Origin of the sequence: Actinospica durhamensis, assembly GCF_018139695.1 — a bacterium.
Classification (GTDB): Bacteria; Actinomycetota; Actinomycetes; order Streptomycetales; family Catenulisporaceae; genus Actinospica; species Actinospica durhamensis.
The window spans coordinates 1-17657 of sequence record NZ_JAGSOG010000187.1 but is presented as its reverse complement, the minus strand read 5'-3'; the positions used below and the strand labels follow the sequence as shown (position 1 = coordinate 17657).

At 72.9% G+C, this 17657-nt stretch carries 16 protein-coding genes and 1 pseudogene; 8 read left to right on the top strand and 9 right to left on the bottom strand.

Translation table 11 applies throughout. The annotated features are described in order from the left end of the window. From KDL01_RS28275 to KDL01_RS28260, 4 genes and pseudogenes are all read right to left on the bottom strand, one after another. A pseudogene (locus tag KDL01_RS28275) lies at nucleotides 1-1401 on the bottom strand (FtsK/SpoIIIE domain-containing protein); the annotation flags it as partial. Between the two features lie 3 nt (nucleotides 1402-1404). After that, nucleotides 1405-2421, bottom strand: coding sequence for a hypothetical protein (locus tag KDL01_RS28270; protein ID WP_212531675.1), 1017 nt, complete (start codon nucleotides 2419-2421; stop codon nucleotides 1405-1407). Next, the gene (locus KDL01_RS28265; protein ID WP_212531674.1) at nucleotides 2418-2954 is read right to left on the bottom strand and encodes a sigma-70 family RNA polymerase sigma factor; all 537 of its coding nucleotides are present in this window, start codon (nucleotides 2952-2954) and stop codon (nucleotides 2418-2420) included. The genes KDL01_RS28270 and KDL01_RS28265 overlap by 4 nt, the downstream gene beginning before the upstream one ends. Nucleotides 2955-2967: 13 nt before the next feature. Next, entirely contained in the window at nucleotides 2968-5004 is a 2037-nt protein-coding gene (locus tag KDL01_RS28260; protein WP_212531673.1) for a right-handed parallel beta-helix repeat-containing protein, read from the bottom strand. A 271-nt stretch (nucleotides 5005-5275) separates the two neighbouring features. Between KDL01_RS28260 and KDL01_RS28255 the strand changes: the two genes are divergently transcribed. The 4 genes from KDL01_RS28255 to KDL01_RS28240 all read left to right on the top strand — a co-directional run bounded on the left by KDL01_RS28255 (nucleotide 5276) and on the right by KDL01_RS28240 (nucleotide 8238). Further along, nucleotides 5276-5731, top strand: a complete 456-nt coding sequence (locus KDL01_RS28255) for an SRPBCC family protein (protein WP_212531672.1) — start codon at nucleotides 5276-5278, stop codon at nucleotides 5729-5731. 128 nt (nucleotides 5732-5859) lie between these two features. Continuing rightward, nucleotides 5860-6735: a DUF4097 family beta strand repeat-containing protein gene (locus KDL01_RS28250; protein WP_212531671.1), complete on the top strand. Its 876-nt coding sequence runs from the start codon at nucleotides 5860-5862 to the stop codon at nucleotides 6733-6735. A 122-nt stretch (nucleotides 6736-6857) separates the two neighbouring features. After that, on the top strand, nucleotides 6858-7376 hold the full coding sequence (locus tag KDL01_RS28245; protein WP_212531670.1) for a cupin domain-containing protein: 519 nt from the start codon (nucleotides 6858-6860) through the stop codon (nucleotides 7374-7376). Between the two features lie 43 nt (nucleotides 7377-7419). Beyond that, nucleotides 7420-8238, top strand: a complete 819-nt coding sequence (locus KDL01_RS28240) for an SDR family NAD(P)-dependent oxidoreductase (RefSeq protein WP_212531669.1) — start codon at nucleotides 7420-7422, stop codon at nucleotides 8236-8238. Between the two features lie 79 nt (nucleotides 8239-8317). Here KDL01_RS28240 and KDL01_RS28235 read toward each other — a convergent pair whose 3' ends face one another. Continuing rightward, on the bottom strand, nucleotides 8318-9328 hold the full coding sequence (locus tag KDL01_RS28235; RefSeq protein WP_212531668.1) for a fumarylacetoacetate hydrolase family protein: 1011 nt from the start codon (nucleotides 9326-9328) through the stop codon (nucleotides 8318-8320). A 289-nt stretch (nucleotides 9329-9617) separates the two neighbouring features. Between KDL01_RS28235 and KDL01_RS28230 the strand changes: the two genes are divergently transcribed. Together KDL01_RS28230 and KDL01_RS46835 are read left to right on the top strand one after the other, a co-directional pair. Next, nucleotides 9618-9920: a hypothetical protein gene (locus KDL01_RS28230; RefSeq protein WP_212531667.1), complete on the top strand. Its 303-nt coding sequence runs from the start codon at nucleotides 9618-9620 to the stop codon at nucleotides 9918-9920. Between the two features lie 299 nt (nucleotides 9921-10219). Beyond that, on the top strand, nucleotides 10220-10537 hold the full coding sequence (locus KDL01_RS46835; protein WP_212531666.1) for a cold-shock protein: 318 nt from the start codon (nucleotides 10220-10222) through the stop codon (nucleotides 10535-10537). Nucleotides 10538-10621: 84 nt separating this feature from the next. On the opposite strand, the gene KDL01_RS28220 is transcribed toward KDL01_RS46835, so the two are convergent. From KDL01_RS28220 to KDL01_RS28210, 3 genes are all read right to left on the bottom strand, one after another. Next, entirely contained in the window at nucleotides 10622-10933 is a 312-nt protein-coding gene (locus KDL01_RS28220) for a hypothetical protein (protein ID WP_212531665.1), read from the bottom strand. Nucleotides 10934-10971: 38 nt separating this feature from the next. Then, nucleotides 10972-12114: a glycosyltransferase gene (locus KDL01_RS28215; protein WP_212531664.1), complete on the bottom strand. Its 1143-nt coding sequence runs from the start codon at nucleotides 12112-12114 to the stop codon at nucleotides 10972-10974. Nucleotides 12115-12440: 326 nt separating this feature from the next. Then, entirely contained in the window at nucleotides 12441-12653 is a 213-nt protein-coding gene (locus tag KDL01_RS28210) for a hypothetical protein (RefSeq protein ID WP_212531663.1), read from the bottom strand. 193 nt (nucleotides 12654-12846) lie between these two features. Here KDL01_RS28210 and KDL01_RS28205 point away from each other — a divergent pair, with 193 nt between their 5' ends. Continuing rightward, nucleotides 12847-13731, top strand: coding sequence for a hypothetical protein (locus tag KDL01_RS28205; RefSeq protein WP_212531662.1), 885 nt, complete (start codon nucleotides 12847-12849; stop codon nucleotides 13729-13731). A 3-nt stretch (nucleotides 13732-13734) separates the two neighbouring features. On the opposite strand, the gene KDL01_RS28200 is transcribed toward KDL01_RS28205, so the two are convergent. Beyond that, nucleotides 13735-15432 (bottom strand): glycosyltransferase, encoded by a 1698-nt coding sequence (locus KDL01_RS28200; RefSeq protein WP_212531661.1) that lies wholly within the window; start codon nucleotides 15430-15432, stop codon nucleotides 13735-13737. A gap of 280 nt (nucleotides 15433-15712) precedes the next feature. Between KDL01_RS28200 and KDL01_RS28195 the strand changes: the two genes are divergently transcribed. Continuing rightward, nucleotides 15713-17461, top strand: coding sequence for a condensation domain-containing protein (locus KDL01_RS28195; RefSeq protein ID WP_212531660.1), 1749 nt, complete (start codon nucleotides 15713-15715; stop codon nucleotides 17459-17461). Nucleotides 17462-17657: the final 196 nt, after the last annotated feature.

The following is a 17657-nucleotide window of genomic DNA, read 5'->3' as shown; positions in this document are numbered from 1 at the left end:
GGCGTGCGGGAGCCAGCGCAGCCAGTCCCAGCGCTCGGCCGAGGCGTGCTCGGTCAGCAGGACCAGGCGCAGGTCGCGTGGGCTGTGCAGGACCGCGCACTGTGCGGCCAGCCAGCGGGCCAGGGCCTGGACTGCGTCTTCGTCCCCGCACACGCCGAGCACGCCGAGGCCGGGCAGGTCAAGGCCCAGCGGCGAATCCGGCACCGGCCAGCGCACCGCCCGCTGCCCGTCCTCCCGGGCGGTGTCCTCGACCTCGACGATCGAGGGCTGCTCCACACTGCCGAGGCGCAGCGCCAGGTAGTCCGGGTGGGCCCGGCGCCGCTCCCACAGCCGTCCGCCCGGGCCGAGCGCCGCGGCGGCCACCGCGGCCGGGTCCGGGCTCATCGACCGGCGCACGTCGTGCTCCGCCCGCACCGCGTCACGGGCCTGCGCGCTCACCCGGGCCCGCTTGGCCCGGTACTCCTTCAGGTCGCGCCGGTGCACGCGGCGGCCGGAACGCCGGTCGCTCCACCAGTTGGCCACCGCGAAGACCGGGCTGAAGACGGTGAACACCAGGTAGAAGGTGTTGTGGAAGAGGTAGGCCATGCCCACGCCCATGAGCACCGGCGCGACCATCATGACCATCGGGAACGGCCGTCGGCCCGGACGCACCGGCAGCGGCGGCATCCGCAGCCGGGTGAGGGCGAGCGGCGGCACCAGCCGGGGCGGCCGGTTGAAGTCCAGCGCCACCCCATCGCCAGAGGTGGAGACCGCGGCGTCGGCCCGGGCGGGCTCGGTCAGCCGCAGCAGCGCGGTGCCGAGCGGCAGGTCCGCGCCGAGCGGCCAGGGCTGTTCGAGTTCTGCGGAACCGTGCCCGGTGCGGCTCGCCGCGTCCGGGTCGCGCACCAGGCTGGCGGCGACGGGCGGGGGTCCGGAGCGGCCGGGCGCGGCCGAGAGCCAGCCGCGTCCGTCGGGCGTGACGACGAGGGTGAACGGCTCGCGCGCCTGCTCGCACCGGATCGCGTGCCGCTCCTCGGCGCCGACCGTGTACGTACCCGGACCCAGCAGCCAGGCCCGCCCGGCGCCAGGTCCGCCGACCACGCGCACCTCCGCCACGGCCCGCTCCGCGCCCGCACTGAGCCGGACGCCGTCTCGGTCCTGCGCCGCGTCCCGGGCCGGGGCGTCGCCCAGCACGACGGTCGCGCCGTCCACGATCCCGGCCGCCCGCAGCGGAAGCTCGGGTCCCAGGCGCCGCCCGCCGACGCTGACCACGGGCTGGTCGAGCGGCGAGGCGCCGGCCGCGGTCTGCGCGAGGACCTGCGCGACCCGCCCGACCCGGCTGCCGCTGTCGGCCCCGAGAACGAGGTCGGTCGGCTCCGTGTCCGCGCCGCGCACGGTGATTCTGAGCTGTACTGCTGACACTGACTACCCCAGCTGCCTTAGATCCTGGTCGGCTTCCGGCGTCGCGCCGGCGCGGCTGCTCACCGAGAGAGCCAGCACATTGATTTCCTCGACGGGCTCAGCCGGGGCTACGGCTTCGGCCGGCCCTGCGACGGTCTCGGCCGATGCGGCCGCCGCGGCCGGTCCCGGCTCCGGGTCGGCGGCCGTGAGCGCGGGCTCGAGCACGTCCGTCGACCCGATCGCGCTCGCGACGGCCCGGCGCGGGGCCGGGATCCGCGGGGCCTCGGACGTCAGGGGCCTGGTGTCGAAGGGGAGCCCGAGCTCTTCCACCACGCCGCGCCCGTTGCGCTCGATCCGCACGGTCCAGCGGCCGCGCTCAGTGGGCTCGGCGCCCACGTCGATCCCGCAGGCCGCGCTCAGTTCCGGCGCCACCGCCTCGATCCACGGCCCGGCGCCCGGGCCGGTGGCCACGATGGTGCCCGGGCAGTAGGCGAGGTCCACCACCACCCAGCCCTCCCGCTGCGCACCGAGCACCGCCAGCGGGTGACGCGCGGGCACCGACACGTCTTCGGCCGCTGCGATCTCGGCGAGCTGCGCGGGCTCGGCGCTCCAGCGCTGCGGCGCGGTGGCCGTCCACGGCGCGCGCGGTTCGAGCGCGCGGGATCCGGCCAGCAGCACCTCGATCCGGCCCGGCTCCACCAGCAGCGCGTACGGCGCGGGGGGCGCCGGGTCGTGCGCGTACAGGTGCGCGATCACGGCGAGGGCGAGCGCGGCCTCGTCCCGGGCGGGCCCGGCGGACAGGCGCGGGGTGGCGGCGCCGGACGCGGGCGCCTTGGGCCGGCGCGAGGCCGCGGCCTCGCGGGCGGACCGGTCGGCCGCGCGGGCCCACAGGTAGAACCCGCGCAGCGAGCGCACCGTGGGCGCGGCCAGCACCAGCAGCGCCAGCGCCAGTGCGGCCAGCGGCCACCAGCGGGTGATCTGCGGCGAGAGGAACGAGGCCGCGAGCAGCTCCGGCGGCGCGGGGGGATGCGTCGGTGTCACTCGTGGATCCCTGTCTTCTCGAGCGCGCCGCGCAGGGCACGCGTGGCATGGTGGGTGCGGGACTTGACCGTGCCGGGCGGGATGCCCAGGTCGGCGGCGATCCGGGCCCCGGTGTGGTCCAGGCAGTAGAAGCGCACCAGGATCTCCCGGTGCGCGGCGGTCAGCTCGGCCAGGGCCCGGGCCACCACCACGGTGTCAAGGGTCTGATCGTCCAGGACGTGGGCCGCGGCGTGCGAGGCGAGCTCCTCCTCGACCTCGGTCGGCCGGGCCGCGGCCCGGCGCCGGGTGTCGATGACGAGGTTGCGCGCGACGGTGAACAGCCAGGCGCGCGGGGAGCCGGTGGCGCGCTCGTGCAGGGTGGGCGCGGCGATCCAGGCCCGCAGCAGCGCCTCCTGCACGATGTCCTCGGCCCGGTGCGGGTCGCCCGGCACCAGGCCGCGCACGTAGCGCAGCAGCGCGCCGCGGTGCTCGGCGTGCAGGGCGTGCCAGAAGCCCGACGCCCCGGCGCCGGTCTCGGCGGAATCGCTCGTCATCGCGGCCGCCCGCCTACCCGGCCTCGCTCGGCGCGGGCAGGTCCTCGGGCCGCAGCCGGACCAGGTCGGCCTCGGTCGGGGCGGCGATGGAGGCGAGCCGGCGGGCGTGGTTCTCGGTCATCCGCTGGAACACCTGGCGCGCGCTGCGGCCGTTGCCGAACCCGCGCCGGCGCGGCATCGCGGCGAAGTGTCCGCTCAGCGCGGCCACGGTGGCGTCGTCGAGCTCGTAGGTGTACGCGGCGGCCTGGTGCGCGGCGATGGAGACCAGCTCGGCGTCGGAGTAGTCCTCGAACATCAGGGTCCTGGTGAATCGGGAGGCCAGGCCCGGGTTGGAGCCGACGAACCGGTCCATCTCCCCGGGGTAGCCGGCCACGATCACCACGGCCCGGTCGCGGTGGTCCTCCATGAGTTTCACCAGCGTGGCGATCGCCTCGTGGCCGAAGTCGCCGGATCCGGTGGTCGCCAGCGAGTACGCCTCGTCGATGAACAGCACCCCGCCCAGCGCCCGGCGGAAGACGGCCTGGGTCTTGGGCCCGGTGTGCCCGACGTACTCGCCGACCAGGCTGGAGCGGTCGGCCTCGACCAGGTGGCCGCTCTCGAGCAGCCCGAGCGCGGCCAGGATCCGGCCGTAGAGCCGTGCCACGGTCGTCTTGCCGGTGCCGGGATTGCCGGCGAACACGAGGTGGCGGCTGAGCGGCGGCGCGGGCAGCCCGGCATCCTGGCGCCGGCGCACCAGGCGCATCACGTCGACCAGGGTGGCGATGTCCTGTTTCACCGAGGCCAGCCCGACCAGCCCGTCGAGCTCGGCCAGCACGTCCTCGAGACCGCCGGCCGGTTCGGCGGCGACGACCCGCTGCCCGGTGGCCGCGGGCTTGTCGGCTGGTGTCGGCAGGGTACTGACGGCCACGTTCTCGACATGGCAGTCCTCGAACACCGCGGCGGCTTCGTCGGCCGCGGCGTAGTCCTCGGCGCAGTCGTGCACGCGCAGGCGGCGGAAGGTCGGATCAGCACCCTTGCCCACGCTCAGGGCCGGGAACGCGGTCTTGCTGATCTCGCAGTCCACGTACGTTCCGTGCGCGCCCTCGGCCACGAACAGCCCGTTCTTCGCCGCGTCCACCACGACGAGTCCGCGCACCTGCGGGGACGTCCCGGTCCACACCACCACGCCGCCGGCCCCGGCCTGCTCGACCGTGCAGCGCTCCAGCCGCACCGATCCACTGGTGTGCAACAGGAATCCGGCCGACCCGGCCTGCCTGGCGACACAGTCCTCGAATACCGCCTCGGCGCGGCCGTCCACACTGAACCCGGTCAGCGCGGCGCGCAAGACCACGGCGTCGTGCACGCGGGCCGAGGCCGCGTCGGTCACGCGCAGGCCGTGCTCGTCGCCGCCGTCCACGTTTACTGATTCGAGTCGGGCGACGGCGTCCCCGCCGAGGTGGACGGCGCTGTATGCGGTCGCGCTCAAGGTCGCGCCGGTGAGGTCCACCCGCACGGAATCCGCCGCGAGCAGGCCGTTGCCGCCCGTGTTCTCCACGGCGAGGGTCCGCGCGACGAGCCCGGCGCGGTCGCGCAGGACCAGCCCGCTGGCGCCGACCCCGCGCACGCGCAGGTCCGTGACGTCCGCGCAGGCGTCATCGGTGAGCACCAGTCCGGCGCCTGGCCCGGCCTCGATCCGGCAGCCGCGCAGCACCAGCACCGCCTCCCCGGCGCCGTGCAGGGCCGCGGTGGCGGCGGAGCGGAAGGTGCAGTCGCGCAGCACCACCGGCCCGGACGCGAGCACCCCGACGCGCCCACCCGCCACGACGCAGCCGCTCAGCCGCGAGCCCGCGGCCATCCGCACGACCACGGCCCGGGCATTGGAGTCCGCCTCGATACTCAGGCCACTGACGTGTGCCCCGGGCCCGAGGGTGAGCGAGCCGACCAGGCGGGCGCCGGAGGGTGCGGTGAGCACGGCCCCGGCCGGCACGGCGAAGTCCCCGGTGTGCTCGCGGCCCGCCTCCCAGGTGACGAGCTCGCCGCCCGGCGGCTTGCGCTGCGTCCCGGCTCGCATCAGACCTCGACCGACCTCTCCACGGTGCACGCCCGTCGCGGCGTACGGCCACGGATGCGAGCTCCAGAGATCTTGTCTGAGCGCGGTGACTAAAAGGTTGCGTACAGGGAAAGCGGAGTCGACCACCGGCGGTGCGCGTGTTGCGTCAGACCTCTGCGTACGGCGCTCGCTAGGCTGGCGAAGACCGTTCGACGTGGCAGACGTGGCAGACGTGGCAGACGTGGCAGACATCGCAGACATCGCAGACGTGACAGAAGGTCAGGAGGTCGATATGTCATCGTACGAAGCACGATTGACGATCACCCGCGAAGGTGCCGGACTCACGGCGAGACTGGCCCTGCCGGGCCGCACCGCGCAGGACGCGCTGGGCGCCTTCACCGAACCGGAGTCGCTCCGGAAATGGTGGCCCGGCGAGCTCACCGCGGATCTGCGGCGCGGCGGCGCGTACCGGGTGCACTTCGCACCGCTCGGCCAGACCATGACCGGCGTGGTCGAGGCGTACGTGCCGGACGAACGCCTGGTCTTCACCTGGGGCTGGGCACACGAACTCGAACTCGCCGGGCGCTACCAGGTCGCCGTGTCCGTCCACGATCAGCCGGACGGGACAGTGCTCGAACTCCAGCACGGCCCGCGGCCCGGGGCGGAGCTCACCCCGCGCGAGGGCGAGGTGGAGGGCCACCTCGAGGGCTGGGAGTACTTCCTGCCCCGGCTGGCGCTCGCGGTGTGAGCGCAGTGGTGCCCGCGGGGTGTGAGCGCGGCGCAAAACCGTTGGCGTATCACGGAAACCCGGCGGTAAAGCCTGAGCGTCATATGCCGTAGGGTGCGTGCAACAACGAAGCAGGGGTACGCGGCGATATGGCTACGGACAACGCAACGGAGCAGGGCCAGGGGACCGCGAGCGCGCCCGCCGCGCCGGCGGTGACGCGCACCAGGGCGAAGCCGTTGCTCGCCAGCGCGGCCATCGTGTTCGGCCTCGGGGTGACGGCGATGATCTGGCACGCCACCAGCCACCCCGCGCCCGGCGCGGCGAGCGCGAGCCACGGCGCCGACGGCGTCAAGCTCGTCGAACTCGACGGCTTCAACGGCAAGCTGACCGTCGCCGCGGACGGCTCGGCCCAGATCGCCGCCACCGCACAGCCGGTCGACGGCGACCAGGCACCGGGCCTCGAGTTCCACCTGAACGCGGCCACGCACGTGCTGACCCTCGCCTGCTACGACCGCGACGGCGGCCAGGACCCGATCCCGTGCCCGGCCGACGCGTACGCGGTCTCGCTGCCCAGCGGCGTGGGCCTGACCCTGAACAAGTTCTCCGGCCAGGCCGACCTCGCCGACCTGTCCGGACCGGTCGCCCTGACCGCGTCGTCCGTCGACATCAACGCCGTGGGCCTCAAGACCGCGGACTTCACCGCCGCCGTCACCAGCGGCACCCTGAACGCCGTCTTCGCCACCGCCCCCACAGCGGTGGACGTCTCCATCTCCTCCGCCCAGGCGACCCTGCACCTGCCCGGCACCGTCGAGTACACCGTCCAGCAACAGGTCACCTCCGGGTACGTCGGGGTCTCCATCCCGCAGGCCGCCGGCGCCACGCCCGGCGCCGGCGCGACCCCCACCCCCAGCGCCACCGACACCACGGGCGCCACCAACCCGACCGGCACGGCCACCGCGACCACTGCCGCCCACACCGTGCTGGCCAAGGTGAACTCGGGCGAGATCAGCCTCGTGACGAACTGACACCCCCGCGGTACCGCGCGGTGACCGGGGCGCCAACCATGGCCTGCGCGATGCCTGGCATCCGAATTCGCGCTCGCCGCAGACGGTGACAGGCCCGCCGCCCCGGTGCTGGGATGGGCCGCATGCCCCAACTCCCCCGTCGCGTCGTCACCGGCCACGACCACACCGGCAAGTCGGTCTTCGTGCAGGACGGGCCGCCGCCGGTGGTCCGCACCGCGCCCGACGGCGCCTTCTTCTTCGAGCTGTGGAACACCTCCGCGATGCCCGCGCCGATCGCCGCCATCGAGCCCGAGCCGACCGAGCGCGATCTGACCGTGCCGCCGAGCCCGCACGGCACGAAGATCCGCGTCAACGAGTTCCCGCCCGGCGTCGTCTCCCCGACCCACCGGACCCGGACCGTGGACTACGGCATCGTGCTCGAGGGCGAGGTCGTGCTCGTCCTCGACGACGGCGCCGAGACGGTGCTGCGCGCGGGCGACGTCGTGGTGCAGCGCGGGACCGACCACCGCTGGGAGAACCGGGGCGCGCTCCCGGCGCGCATGGTGTTCGTCCTGGTCGACGCGGCCTTCACGCCCGAGCTGGTGAACCTGCTCGGCCCGCGGGCCGTCGACGGACTGCTGCACGACCCCATGCACCCCTGAACGCGCCCCTGAGCACGCCCTGAACCAGAACGGAAATCACACGATGAGCGTTACAGGCGATACCGGACTGACCGGCAGGACCGTCGTGGTCACCGGCGCCGCCCGCGGGCAGGGCGCCGCCGAGGCGGAACTGCTCGTCGCGGCGGGCGCGCACGTCGTCGCCACCGACGTGCTCGACGAGGACGGCGCGCGGCTCGCCGAACAGCTGAACTCCGCCGACGCCGGGCCGGGAAGCTGCGTCTACCGGCACCTGGACGTGTCGAGCGAGCAGGAGTGGGAGCAGCTCGCGCAGTGGCTGGGCGAGCAGGGCCGCGCCGTGCACGGCCTGGTGAACAACGCCGGCGTGCCCTACCGTCCCCGGCTGCTCGAGGTGGACCGCGAAGGCTGGGACCGGACCCTGGCGATCAACGTGACCGGCGCGATGCTCGGCATCAGGACCCTGGCTCCGCTGATGCCCTCGGACCAGGGCGCATCCATCGTCAACATCGGCTCCATCGCGGGTCTCACCGCCCACCACGCCGCCGCGTACACGGTCTCGAAGTGGGCCCTGCGAGGCCTGACGAAGGTGGCCGCGATCGAGCTGGCCCCGCGCGGAATCCGCGTCAACATCGTCCACCCCGGCCCGATCGACACCCCGATCTCCGCCGGCGCCGACCCCGTCTTCCTGCGCGCCACCGTCGCCCAGACCCTCCTCGGCCGCGAGGGCGCGCCCAGCGAGGTCGCCCAGCTGGTCGTCTTCCTGCTCTCCGCGCACGCGTCCTACATCACCGGCGCGGAGATCCCGGTCGACGGCGGCCACACCGCGCATGGCGGCACCAAGTCCATCGTCGACGCCCTCGCGGCCGCGCACGCCGCGAAGTAGACACACCGAGCAGTACAAGTGCACGAAGAGCGGCGGTGCCTGCGCACCGCCGCTGTTTTGCATGGTCCGGTCTTACCCCTCAGTGCCGCGGTCCGCGCGGCTGGCGCCTGCGTGCCTGCGGAATCGGGGGCACCTCCCGCGCCTCGATCACGCGGTTGCGCACGGTGCCGAGGCCCTCGACGGTCAGAGTGACCACGTCACCGGGCACGAGCGCGGGCGGGGTGCGCTCGCCGGATCTGCCCCAGATCTCGGTGAGGCAGCCGCGGTGGCAGGTGCCGGAGCCGAGGACGTCGCCCGGGGCTACGACGGAACCGCGCGAGGCGAAGGAGATCAGCTCCTCGAAGGTCCAGGCCATGTTGGCCAGGGAGTCCTCGCCGAGCAGTTCGCCGTTGATGTACGCGCGCATGGTCAGGTCGAGGAAGCCGTCCGGCGTGCGGTAGGGCTCCAGCTCGTCCGCGGTGACCAGGTACGGGCCCAGCGTGTGGGCGCCGTCCTTGCCCTTGAAGAACCCGAACGGCAGTTGTCCCTCGAGCCGCTGGATGTCGCGGGCAGACCAGTCGTTGAAGATGGTGTAGCCGACGATTCCCTCCGCCGCTTCCTGCGGTGTCAGGTCACTGCCGTGCTCGCCGTAGACCACGGCGACCTCGCATTCGAGGTCGAACAGCTCGGAGTCGGGGAAACGGGACACGTCCTCGAACGGGCCTGTGCACACGTGCGGATTCGTGAAGTAGAAGCACGGCGCCTCATACCAGCGGGCCGGTACCGGATCGGTCGCGCCCTCCTGGGACTTGCGCGCGCCCTCGACGTGCGCCTCGAACGAGACCGAGTCGCGGATCGACGCGGGACGCAGCGGGGCCAGCAGAATCACCTCGTCCACCGGCGGCCCCGGCGCGCGCGAGAGAGCCGCCTCGCCGGCCTCCCGCAGTGCGTCCGCGCCGCCCCGCTCCAGCAGCGTCCTGATATCGACCGGGCCGTGATCGTCGGTCAGGATGTGCAGCACGCCCGACGCCTCGCCGTCCTGCGCGCCGCCGCGTTCGTCCAGCACGCCGGAAAGCTGGGCGCAGTTCCATAAGAAAGCTGCGAACTTCACTCCGCCACCCGCTCCATCGCTCTCGTTCCTCGCTTTGCCGTGTCCGGCCACGCTAGCGATTGGAAGGGGCCCGCAGAAGTCACCATCGGGCATACCAGGCATACGAATCCGCGGGCCCCGCGCGAAAGCGATTTCCCGTCCGGCCAGGTCAGGCACCTCACGCGCGGCCCGCGAGCCGCCGCGCGGGGCGAAATCCCGGATCGAGGGCGTGCACAGGAGGTACCCTTGAGGTCACCGTACTGTGCGGTGCAGACGATTCTCGCCGACGCGAGAAGATCGGCGGTCCCCCATGGGAACCTCCAAGCCCACCGAAATCACCCACCCGCTCGCGGCCGCACGGCTCGACGAAAGCCGGGAACAACTCATCGTCCGACGGCGTACGGCCCAGCGCGCCTGGCGGACCGCCCGAGAGCACGCCGACCGCGCCGCGACCCACCTGCCCGGCCTGCAGGCCGGACTCACCGAGCTCAAGGCGGCCCGCGGCCGGCTCGAGCACGCGCGCTCCGAGGAGCGCACCGCCCGCGCCCGCTACGGCCGCGTCGCCGAGGAGACCGGCACCCTCCTGGACAAGCTCGCCCGCGGCGCGGGTTAGCCGCCCGAGACCGGCCGGGACCGCGGGTGCGGATTTTTCCGCCCATGGTCCGCGAACAGCGCACACCAGCTGTCCGGGGAGTACAGTGCGTCATACCGGTACAACTCGCAAGGCGGCACTGAGCCCGCCTGGACACCGGTCGATCGACAGCCGGGCCTGAGCCGCCCGGATCGGCGGACCCCCCGACGACCTCTACGCCGCGTCGGGCCTCCAGAGGTCAGTTGTCCGTTCTTCTCCACACTCCGCCAGTCTCGGGCGGTCGCCGTGTCCTGCCCGGCCGCCGCCCCGAAGGGAAACCCATGGCCGAAGGCACGATCAAATGGTTCAGCGTCGCGAGGAAGTACGGGTTCATCGTCCCCGACGGGGGCGGCAAGGACGTGTTCCTGCACATGTCCGCCCTGGTCGCGGCGGGCATCCCCTATCTCGAGGACGGCGCCCGGGTCAGCTTCGAGTTCGAACCCGGCGCGGCCCGCCTGTCCGCGGTGAACCTGGCGCTGACCGCGCCGAGCACGCCGGACCCGGTCGCGGCCGAGCCCGCGGTGGCCGAGCCCGCGGTAGTAGAGCCCGTCCTGCCGGAGCACCTCGTGGCGGCCGCCGCCGTGGGAGTCACCGCGTAGCAGAAGCGCCACGGCAGCCACGTGGGAGGAGCCGCCCCGAGGGACGGCTTCTCAGCGGGCTGCCGTTCGCATGAGGTGGGGGCGCTAGGGACGCTCGCCCAGCACGGCCGCGAGGCGGCGGGCCAGATCGCGGCACTCGCTGATCTCGACCCCCGGCCTGGCCCCGGCGTGCGCCGCGAAGCGGGTGAGCAGGCCGCGGGCGAGGTCCTCGACCCGGGCGGCCAGGGTGTCCGGGGCCGGGGCCGGGTGGCGGTGGGTGAAGGAGTTCCAGCGACGGCGTACGGCGCGGGCCAGTTCCGCGCGCCGCAGTTCGACATCGGGCAGCCGGCTGCCGGCGCGGTGCGCGGCGTGCAGGGCGGAGACCAGGGGATCGGGCATTGCGAGATCGTACGTCATGCGACCCTTCCTTGGTTGAAACCGGTCACCCCGCCGTGTCAGCCGCTCACGACCGCAGGAGCCTGGGCCAGGACCGAGCGCGTCACGTCGCGGAACGCGGCGGCCACCCCGGGCCAGGCGAGCAGCGCGGCCATCTGTCCGCTGCGGGCCTGCATGCCCTTGGCGAGCTCGGGTTCGGTCAGTACCCTGCGCAGGGCCCGGGCGAGCGCCTCGGGGTCGTGCTGAGGGACGATCAGACCGGCGCCGTCGCCCAGCAGTTCCCGCGCGTGCGGGAAGTCGGTGGCGATCACCGGGCGGCGCGCGGCGAGGGCCTCGGTGAGCACGGCCGAGGTGGTCCGGTCCCGCTCCTCGTAGGGCAGCACCACCACGTCCGCCTTGAGCACCAGCGAGGACAGCGCGCCCGGGGGGCGGAAGGCGGGATCGAAGGTGACCAGATCCGCCACCCCGTGCTCGCGCGCGGTCTTCGAGAGCAGATCCCGGTAGGCGTCCGCCTGCCTGGCCTCGACCCGGGGGTCCTGCTGACCGCAGATCAGATAGCGGGGCACCGGGTCGAGGTCGCGCAGCCGGGCGAGGGCGGCCACCGCGTGCTCGATTCCCTTGCCGGGCCCGATCAGGCCCCAGGTCAGGATGGTCGGGGCGGCCGATCCGGCCGGGCGGTGGTTGGGGTGCCTGGGAGTGACGGCGGCGGCGCCGCGCGGGATGACGCTGACCCGGTCCGGGTCCACGGTGTAGTGCTCGCGCAGGGTCGCGGCGTCGGCTCGGGAGAGCACCACGACGGCCGCGGCCGCGTCGATGACCCGCTGCAGCACCAGGCGCCGGTGCTCGGAGGCGACCGGGGGCACCGCGTGCAGCACGGCGATCACGGGCGTGTCGAGCGCCTCGACCACGCCGAGCACCTCCTCGCCGTCCGGGCCGCCGTAGATCCCGAAGTCGTGCTGCACGATCGCCACGTCGAAGCGGTTGAGCGCCTCGATCGCCGTGATCGCGCTCCACGGGCGACCCTTGACCAGGAAGACCGTCGGATCCTGCGGCGGACGCGGGCGGTACCGGTCGACGGCGTGCACGATGGCGCAGCTGTCCCCGCGCTGCGGGTCGTGCAGGTGCTGCGCCAGCGCGAGGCTGTGGGTGGCCACGGCGCAGCGGGTGGGCGGGAACGTGGTGAGAAATCCGTACGCGACCATCGGGGTCTGCCTCACTGGAGACGAGTCCGCCAGCGAACGGTCCGGAGGAACGAGGCCCGAGATGGTACGGCTGCGGGCGGGGGGCGACCGGGAGGCGAAGCTGGTTCCTCGAGCCGCCCACTGACTCGGTGATGAGTCCGTGCCCCCGTCATGGGGGTTGTCGGACCCGGCGCGAAGTGGGCGAGACCACCGCCGGTGACGAGCACCACCGGAAAGGGCGGATGCACCCACCGTAACACGGTGCCGCGGCCCTGAGCCGCCTGTTGCTCGTCGGCGCCGGACCGCGGGTCTGCCCGGCGCGCGGTCTCAGCGCGTACGGGCTCGGCTCACACGTACCTGCGGCGCAGGCCCAGCTCCTCCACGTGCAGCACGCCCTTGCCGCCGGCCGCGTTGAGATCGGCGAGAGCCTTCGCCGCACTGGTCGGGCTCGGGTAGCGGTACGCGTTGGCCCGCACATAGGTCAGCCCGTCGACCCCCCAGCACCGACCCCAGTAACTGTCGGAATCGGACGCGATGATCCAGCTGGTGGCCGTCTGCATGATCTCACAGTAGGGCCGGGGGGCAGCGGGCACAACTTCGCCATTCAGACGAATCGCCGAGCGGGCGCCCGCGCGGGCAACTGACGGCACGTGACGAGCGGCGTAGCAGCATTCTGGGTCCGGCCCGGCCCCGCGGACGCACACGCCCGCCGGTGCGAACGCATCGGGACACCGCCCGCTAAAGTGGGCGATCATGACCGACGACGCCGAAACCGACCGCGAGCTGCCGGCAGCGGACGACTATCCCGCCATGGTGGGTCCGGGTGCCACGGTGCGCCACGGCGGGCCCCGCGCGCTGGCCGATCTGCGGGCCGCCCTCGGGCAGGTCGCCCTGGGCAAGCTCAAGTGCAGCGCCACCTCGCAGCGGCCGAGCGAGATCACCTGCCGGGTCATCGCCCGCGCCATGGCCGACGGGGACTACTACCCACACGAGGCGATCGCCTCCTTCGCCTGGCCGCTGCTGCTGCTGGCCGGCGGCCTGGCCCGGCTGGAGGGGCCGTGGATGCGCACGACCGCGCGCGGCGCCGCGGTGCTCGAGGACCCGCAGCCGGAGCATCTTCGTGGCCTGTGGGACCGGTGGCTGCTCAAGGCGCCGATCGACGAGCTGATGCGCGTGGACGCGATCCGCGGCCAGCGCAAGCCGGGCGTGCTCAGCGCCCCGACCAAGCGCCGCGCGGCCGCGGCGGCCGGCCTCGGGCGGCTGCCGGTGGGCGAGTGGGTCGCGGTGGACCGGCTCTTCGACCTGGCCCGGAAGCTCGAGCCGCCGCTCGCGGTGCCGCGCACGGCCAAGGCGGTGTGGGACCTGTACGTCGAGGACGCGGAGCGCGGCAGCCTGGGCTACGCCCGCGAGGACCTCGGCGAGCCCGGCGCGTGGGACGTACTCGAAGGCAGATACCTGCTGTGCCTGGCGTTCGAGTACGCCGCGACGCTGGGCCTGGTGGATGTCGCGTACCGCGGCCCGCAGGACGCGCGCGAGGACTTCCGCGGCCTGTGGGGCACCGGGGACTACCGCTATCTCTCCCGCTACGACGGCCTGCTCGCCGTGCGCCGCAACGACTTCGCCGCCGCGCTGGGCTGAGCGTCACGTACGCGTGAAGGTCTCGCTTGTGCGGTCGAAGCGCGCGCCCTCGGGCTCGGCGGCGGGCTGGGGCCACTGCGTCTGCCGGGCCGACTGCCTGGTCTCCTGCCTGGTCTCCTGCCGGTGCGAGGTCTTCTCCCAGGTGTAGGGGGCGCGCACGAGCTGCACCAGACCGCGCCAGCCGGCGAAGGCGTGTAGCAGCCAGTAGCACGGCACCAGGATCGAGACGGGCCAGGGCAGCCGCCGGCGGAACGCGCTGACCAGCATCGCGGCCGAGAGGATCAGGGCACTGCCGCCCATGGCGGCCGCGGCGGCGCGTGCGGCCGGATCGCCGGACAGGGCGAGCCCGAGGGCGAAGGGCCAGAGCATGAAAGCCGCCGGGGTGCCGCCGACCACCGCGAGCAGGAACGCCATGCCGACCACGCCGAAGCGGCGTAGGGCCGAGACCGGCTGCCGGGTGTGCACCAGCAGCGTCAGCAGATAGCCCTTGAGCCAGCGGGTGCGCTGCTTGATCCAGTTCCACGGGCGGTCCGGGCACTCCTCCCAGGTCGTGGAGTCGCCGATCTCGACCCGGTAGCCGGCTGAGGCGAGCCGGATGCCGAGGTCGGCGTCCTCGGTCACGTTCCAGGCATCCCAGCCGCCGACCCGCCGCAGCACGTCGGTGCGCAGGTGGTTACTGGTGCCGCCGAGCGGGATGGGCAGCCGCAGCCGGTCCATCCCGACCAGCATCGCGTCGAACCAGAACGAGTACTCCACACTGAACAGTCGCGTGAGCACATTGCGACGGGCGTTGTAGAAGTTCAACTTGGCCTGCACGCAGGCCAGCCGCTCGTCGGTGGCGGCGAAATGGCCGGCCACGGTGCGCAGCTGGCCGCGCTCCGGGCGGTCCTCGGCGTCGAAGATGACCAGCAGTTCGCCGCGGGCGAGCAGCAGCCCGAGGTTGCACGAGCGCGGCTTGGTCTGCGGCAGGCCGGGCGGCAGCAGCACGATGCGGACGTGCTCCGGCGGGTCGACCGCGCGGATGGCGCTGATGGTCTCCTCGTCCCGCCGCTCCACCAACACCAGGATCTCGAGTTTGTCCTTCGGGTAGTCCAGATCGGCGACGCAGCGCACGGTGTCGCCGATCACGTCAGCCTCGTGGTATGCGGGGATGAGCACGGTGTAGGTGGGCAGTTCGTCGTCGGACAGCTCGGCCGCGGGCACCCTGGGCCTCGCCCCCGTGGCAGCGAGGGCGAGGCCCACCTTGATCAGGATGGCGCCGCAGAACAACACGCCGATGATCAGGGCGATGACGGGGAGCCCGCCGGTGAGCAGGAGCGCGCCGAGCGCGAGCACCAGGGCGCAGCCCGCCGCCTTCTGCCAGCCCGCGATCCCGGTGCGGGCGGCGAATGCGGGGTTGTCCCGGGTGAACGCGTTGGCCATCTCGTCGGCCAGGTCCTCCGAGCGCAGCGCGGCGATGAGGTCCTGGACCGCGGCGGCCGCGGTCCGCTGGAAGACCAGCCGCTCCCCCGGGAACCAGTGGCCCGGGATCGCGCGCTCCGGCCGGTCCAGCGCCGTGGCGATCACGACGCCGTCGAGCGTGCGGTACATCGGCACGGACGTGTGGCCGAGCAACTCGGTCACCGGGATGTGCGCGCCGACACCGGGATCGGGCTCGTGCACCGCGGTGTCGATTCTGTCGGGGGCAATCTGCAGCATCATGCACATCCTTCGCGCCTGAACGAGGAGCCGTCAGCCGACGGCCGCCATCGCATCCGGGTCTTGTGTGGGCGATCGATACGGTCCCGTGCCGCGCCCCATCGGCGTCATCCAGTAGCGCTGACATGCTAATTTCCGCGCTCTTGCGCCGGTAACGGGGGAAATCCCGAGGTAGGGACCCGGGGTTTCGCCCCAGGGATCCTCGCTAGGGCGTTCCCGGTGCCGGGATCCGCGGGCCGGCCCTAGCCTGCGCCGAAGGGAGTGGTCTCTTCGTGGAGGAATCATGGCCGAGCTCAGACTCGTGGACCGCGTGGATGTGAAGTTCCAAGGCGAGCGGGGCGGCGACGGCCCGCTCACGTTCGGGCAGAGCAACACCCTGCAATGGGTGGTGATCAGCGAGATGGAGCAGTCGATCCAGAGCATGCTGCCCTGGGTCTTCGACGTGCCCGACCGCACCCGCTTCGAGGACGTCGCCGAGGTGCTCTCGATCGTGTTGGCCCGCAACGAATCCCTGCGCACGACGTACCACGCCGAGGCTGGCTCGTCGTTCCAGCGGGTGGCCGAGTCCGGCGCGCTGACCGTCGACGTCTACCACTGCGCGCAGTACGGCGACGCCGAGACCCGCGACCTGGTAGGCCTGATGCGCGACCGCCCGTTCGACCTGGCCCAAGACCTCCACGTACGGGTGGCAGTGGTGATGGGCAGCGGCGACGCCGACGGCGGCAACGGCAACGGCAACGGCGCCCCCGACGAATCAGGATTCGTCTCCGCGGTAATCGCGATGTACACGCACATGGCCGTGGACTTCGGCGCACTGGCCGTGATCAACGAGCAGTTCGTCGAGCTGATCGCCGATCCGGCCGCTCGCCACGTCGGCCCGCTCGCCCACCAGCCGCTGGACCAGGCCGCGTTCGAGCGCTCCGAGCGGGGCCAGCGGCAGAACGACCGGGCGATGCGGTACTGGAGCGAGCAGCTGCGGATCCGTCCGCAGTGTCAGTTCCCGATGACGGCCGCGCCGGAGCCGAAGCCACTCAGCGGCCTGCTGCTGGCCCGCGAGGTCACCCAGGCGCTGCCGCGGATCATGGAGCGCACCGGCGCGAGCGCACCGACGGTCACGCTGGCCGCGATGTTCGCAGTGCTGGCCGGACGCACCGGTCAGCGCCACATCGTGTTCTCCTCCCTGTCGAACAACCGCAGCGGCCGGCTGCGCGAGTACGTGGGCACGCTCGCGCAGGACAGCCTGGTCCTGGTCGACGCGGACGCGGAGAGCTTCGACGAGCTGGTGCGGCGGATGAGCACCGCGATCCTCAAGGCCAACCGGCACAGCCTGTATGACCCGCACAGCCTCGAGCCGATGGCCATCGACATCGAGTGGGAGCGCGGCATGCGCTCGGCCCGGGACTGCGCCTTCAACAACCTCAGCGCGCACGAGGTGAGTGAGGGCACGCTGAAGCTGCACAGCGCCCAGATCAGCAGCGCGCGCGAAAGCGGCTCGCTGGGGTGGAAGGAGCCTGACTTCGACCCGGTGGCGCTGCGCTTCGCCATGGTCAAGTGGGCCGGCCAGATCCTGCTCGACATCAGCACCGGCCACACCGGCTGGCTACCCGCGGCCGAGATCGAGTCGCTGCTGGGCGCACTCCAACAGCTCGTCGCAGCCGCCGCCGACCAGGACGTCGAACTGGCCCAACTGGCCGAGATCACCGGCATCAAGACCATCCACCGCGACACCGACTGGCACATCGTCGACAACAGCTGGATCCAGCAGTCCGCCGTGCAGGCCCTACTCGACCACGCCCTACCCGCCTCCTCCGCACACGCCATCGTCGGCGCAGACGCGACCGTGACCGCCTACCTGCGCCGCACCGACGCCGTGCCCACCCCAAAGGCCGCCCACACCGCCTGCATGGTATCCCTGCGCGCGCACCCCACAGCCGTCGCCCCCACGTACTACGTCCTAGCCGACGAGGCGCCCACCGACCCCGCCGCATGGCCGCAGCAGTCCGTCCGTGCCGAGGGCGACGGGCGAAAGTAAGCACAACAAGCCGAGGACGTCCGGTTCGAGCTGAGCGAACCGGACGCCTCGGTCTTGAAACAACGTCCTGGCTCGTCTCCTAGACGACCCATTCCCACCGATCTCCTGCGACCACTGACCGGCAGCCGAATGCGCGTCGAGACAATAATCGCCCGGATACGCTGGGCGGCGCGGATCGCGACGCCCTCGATTTCGG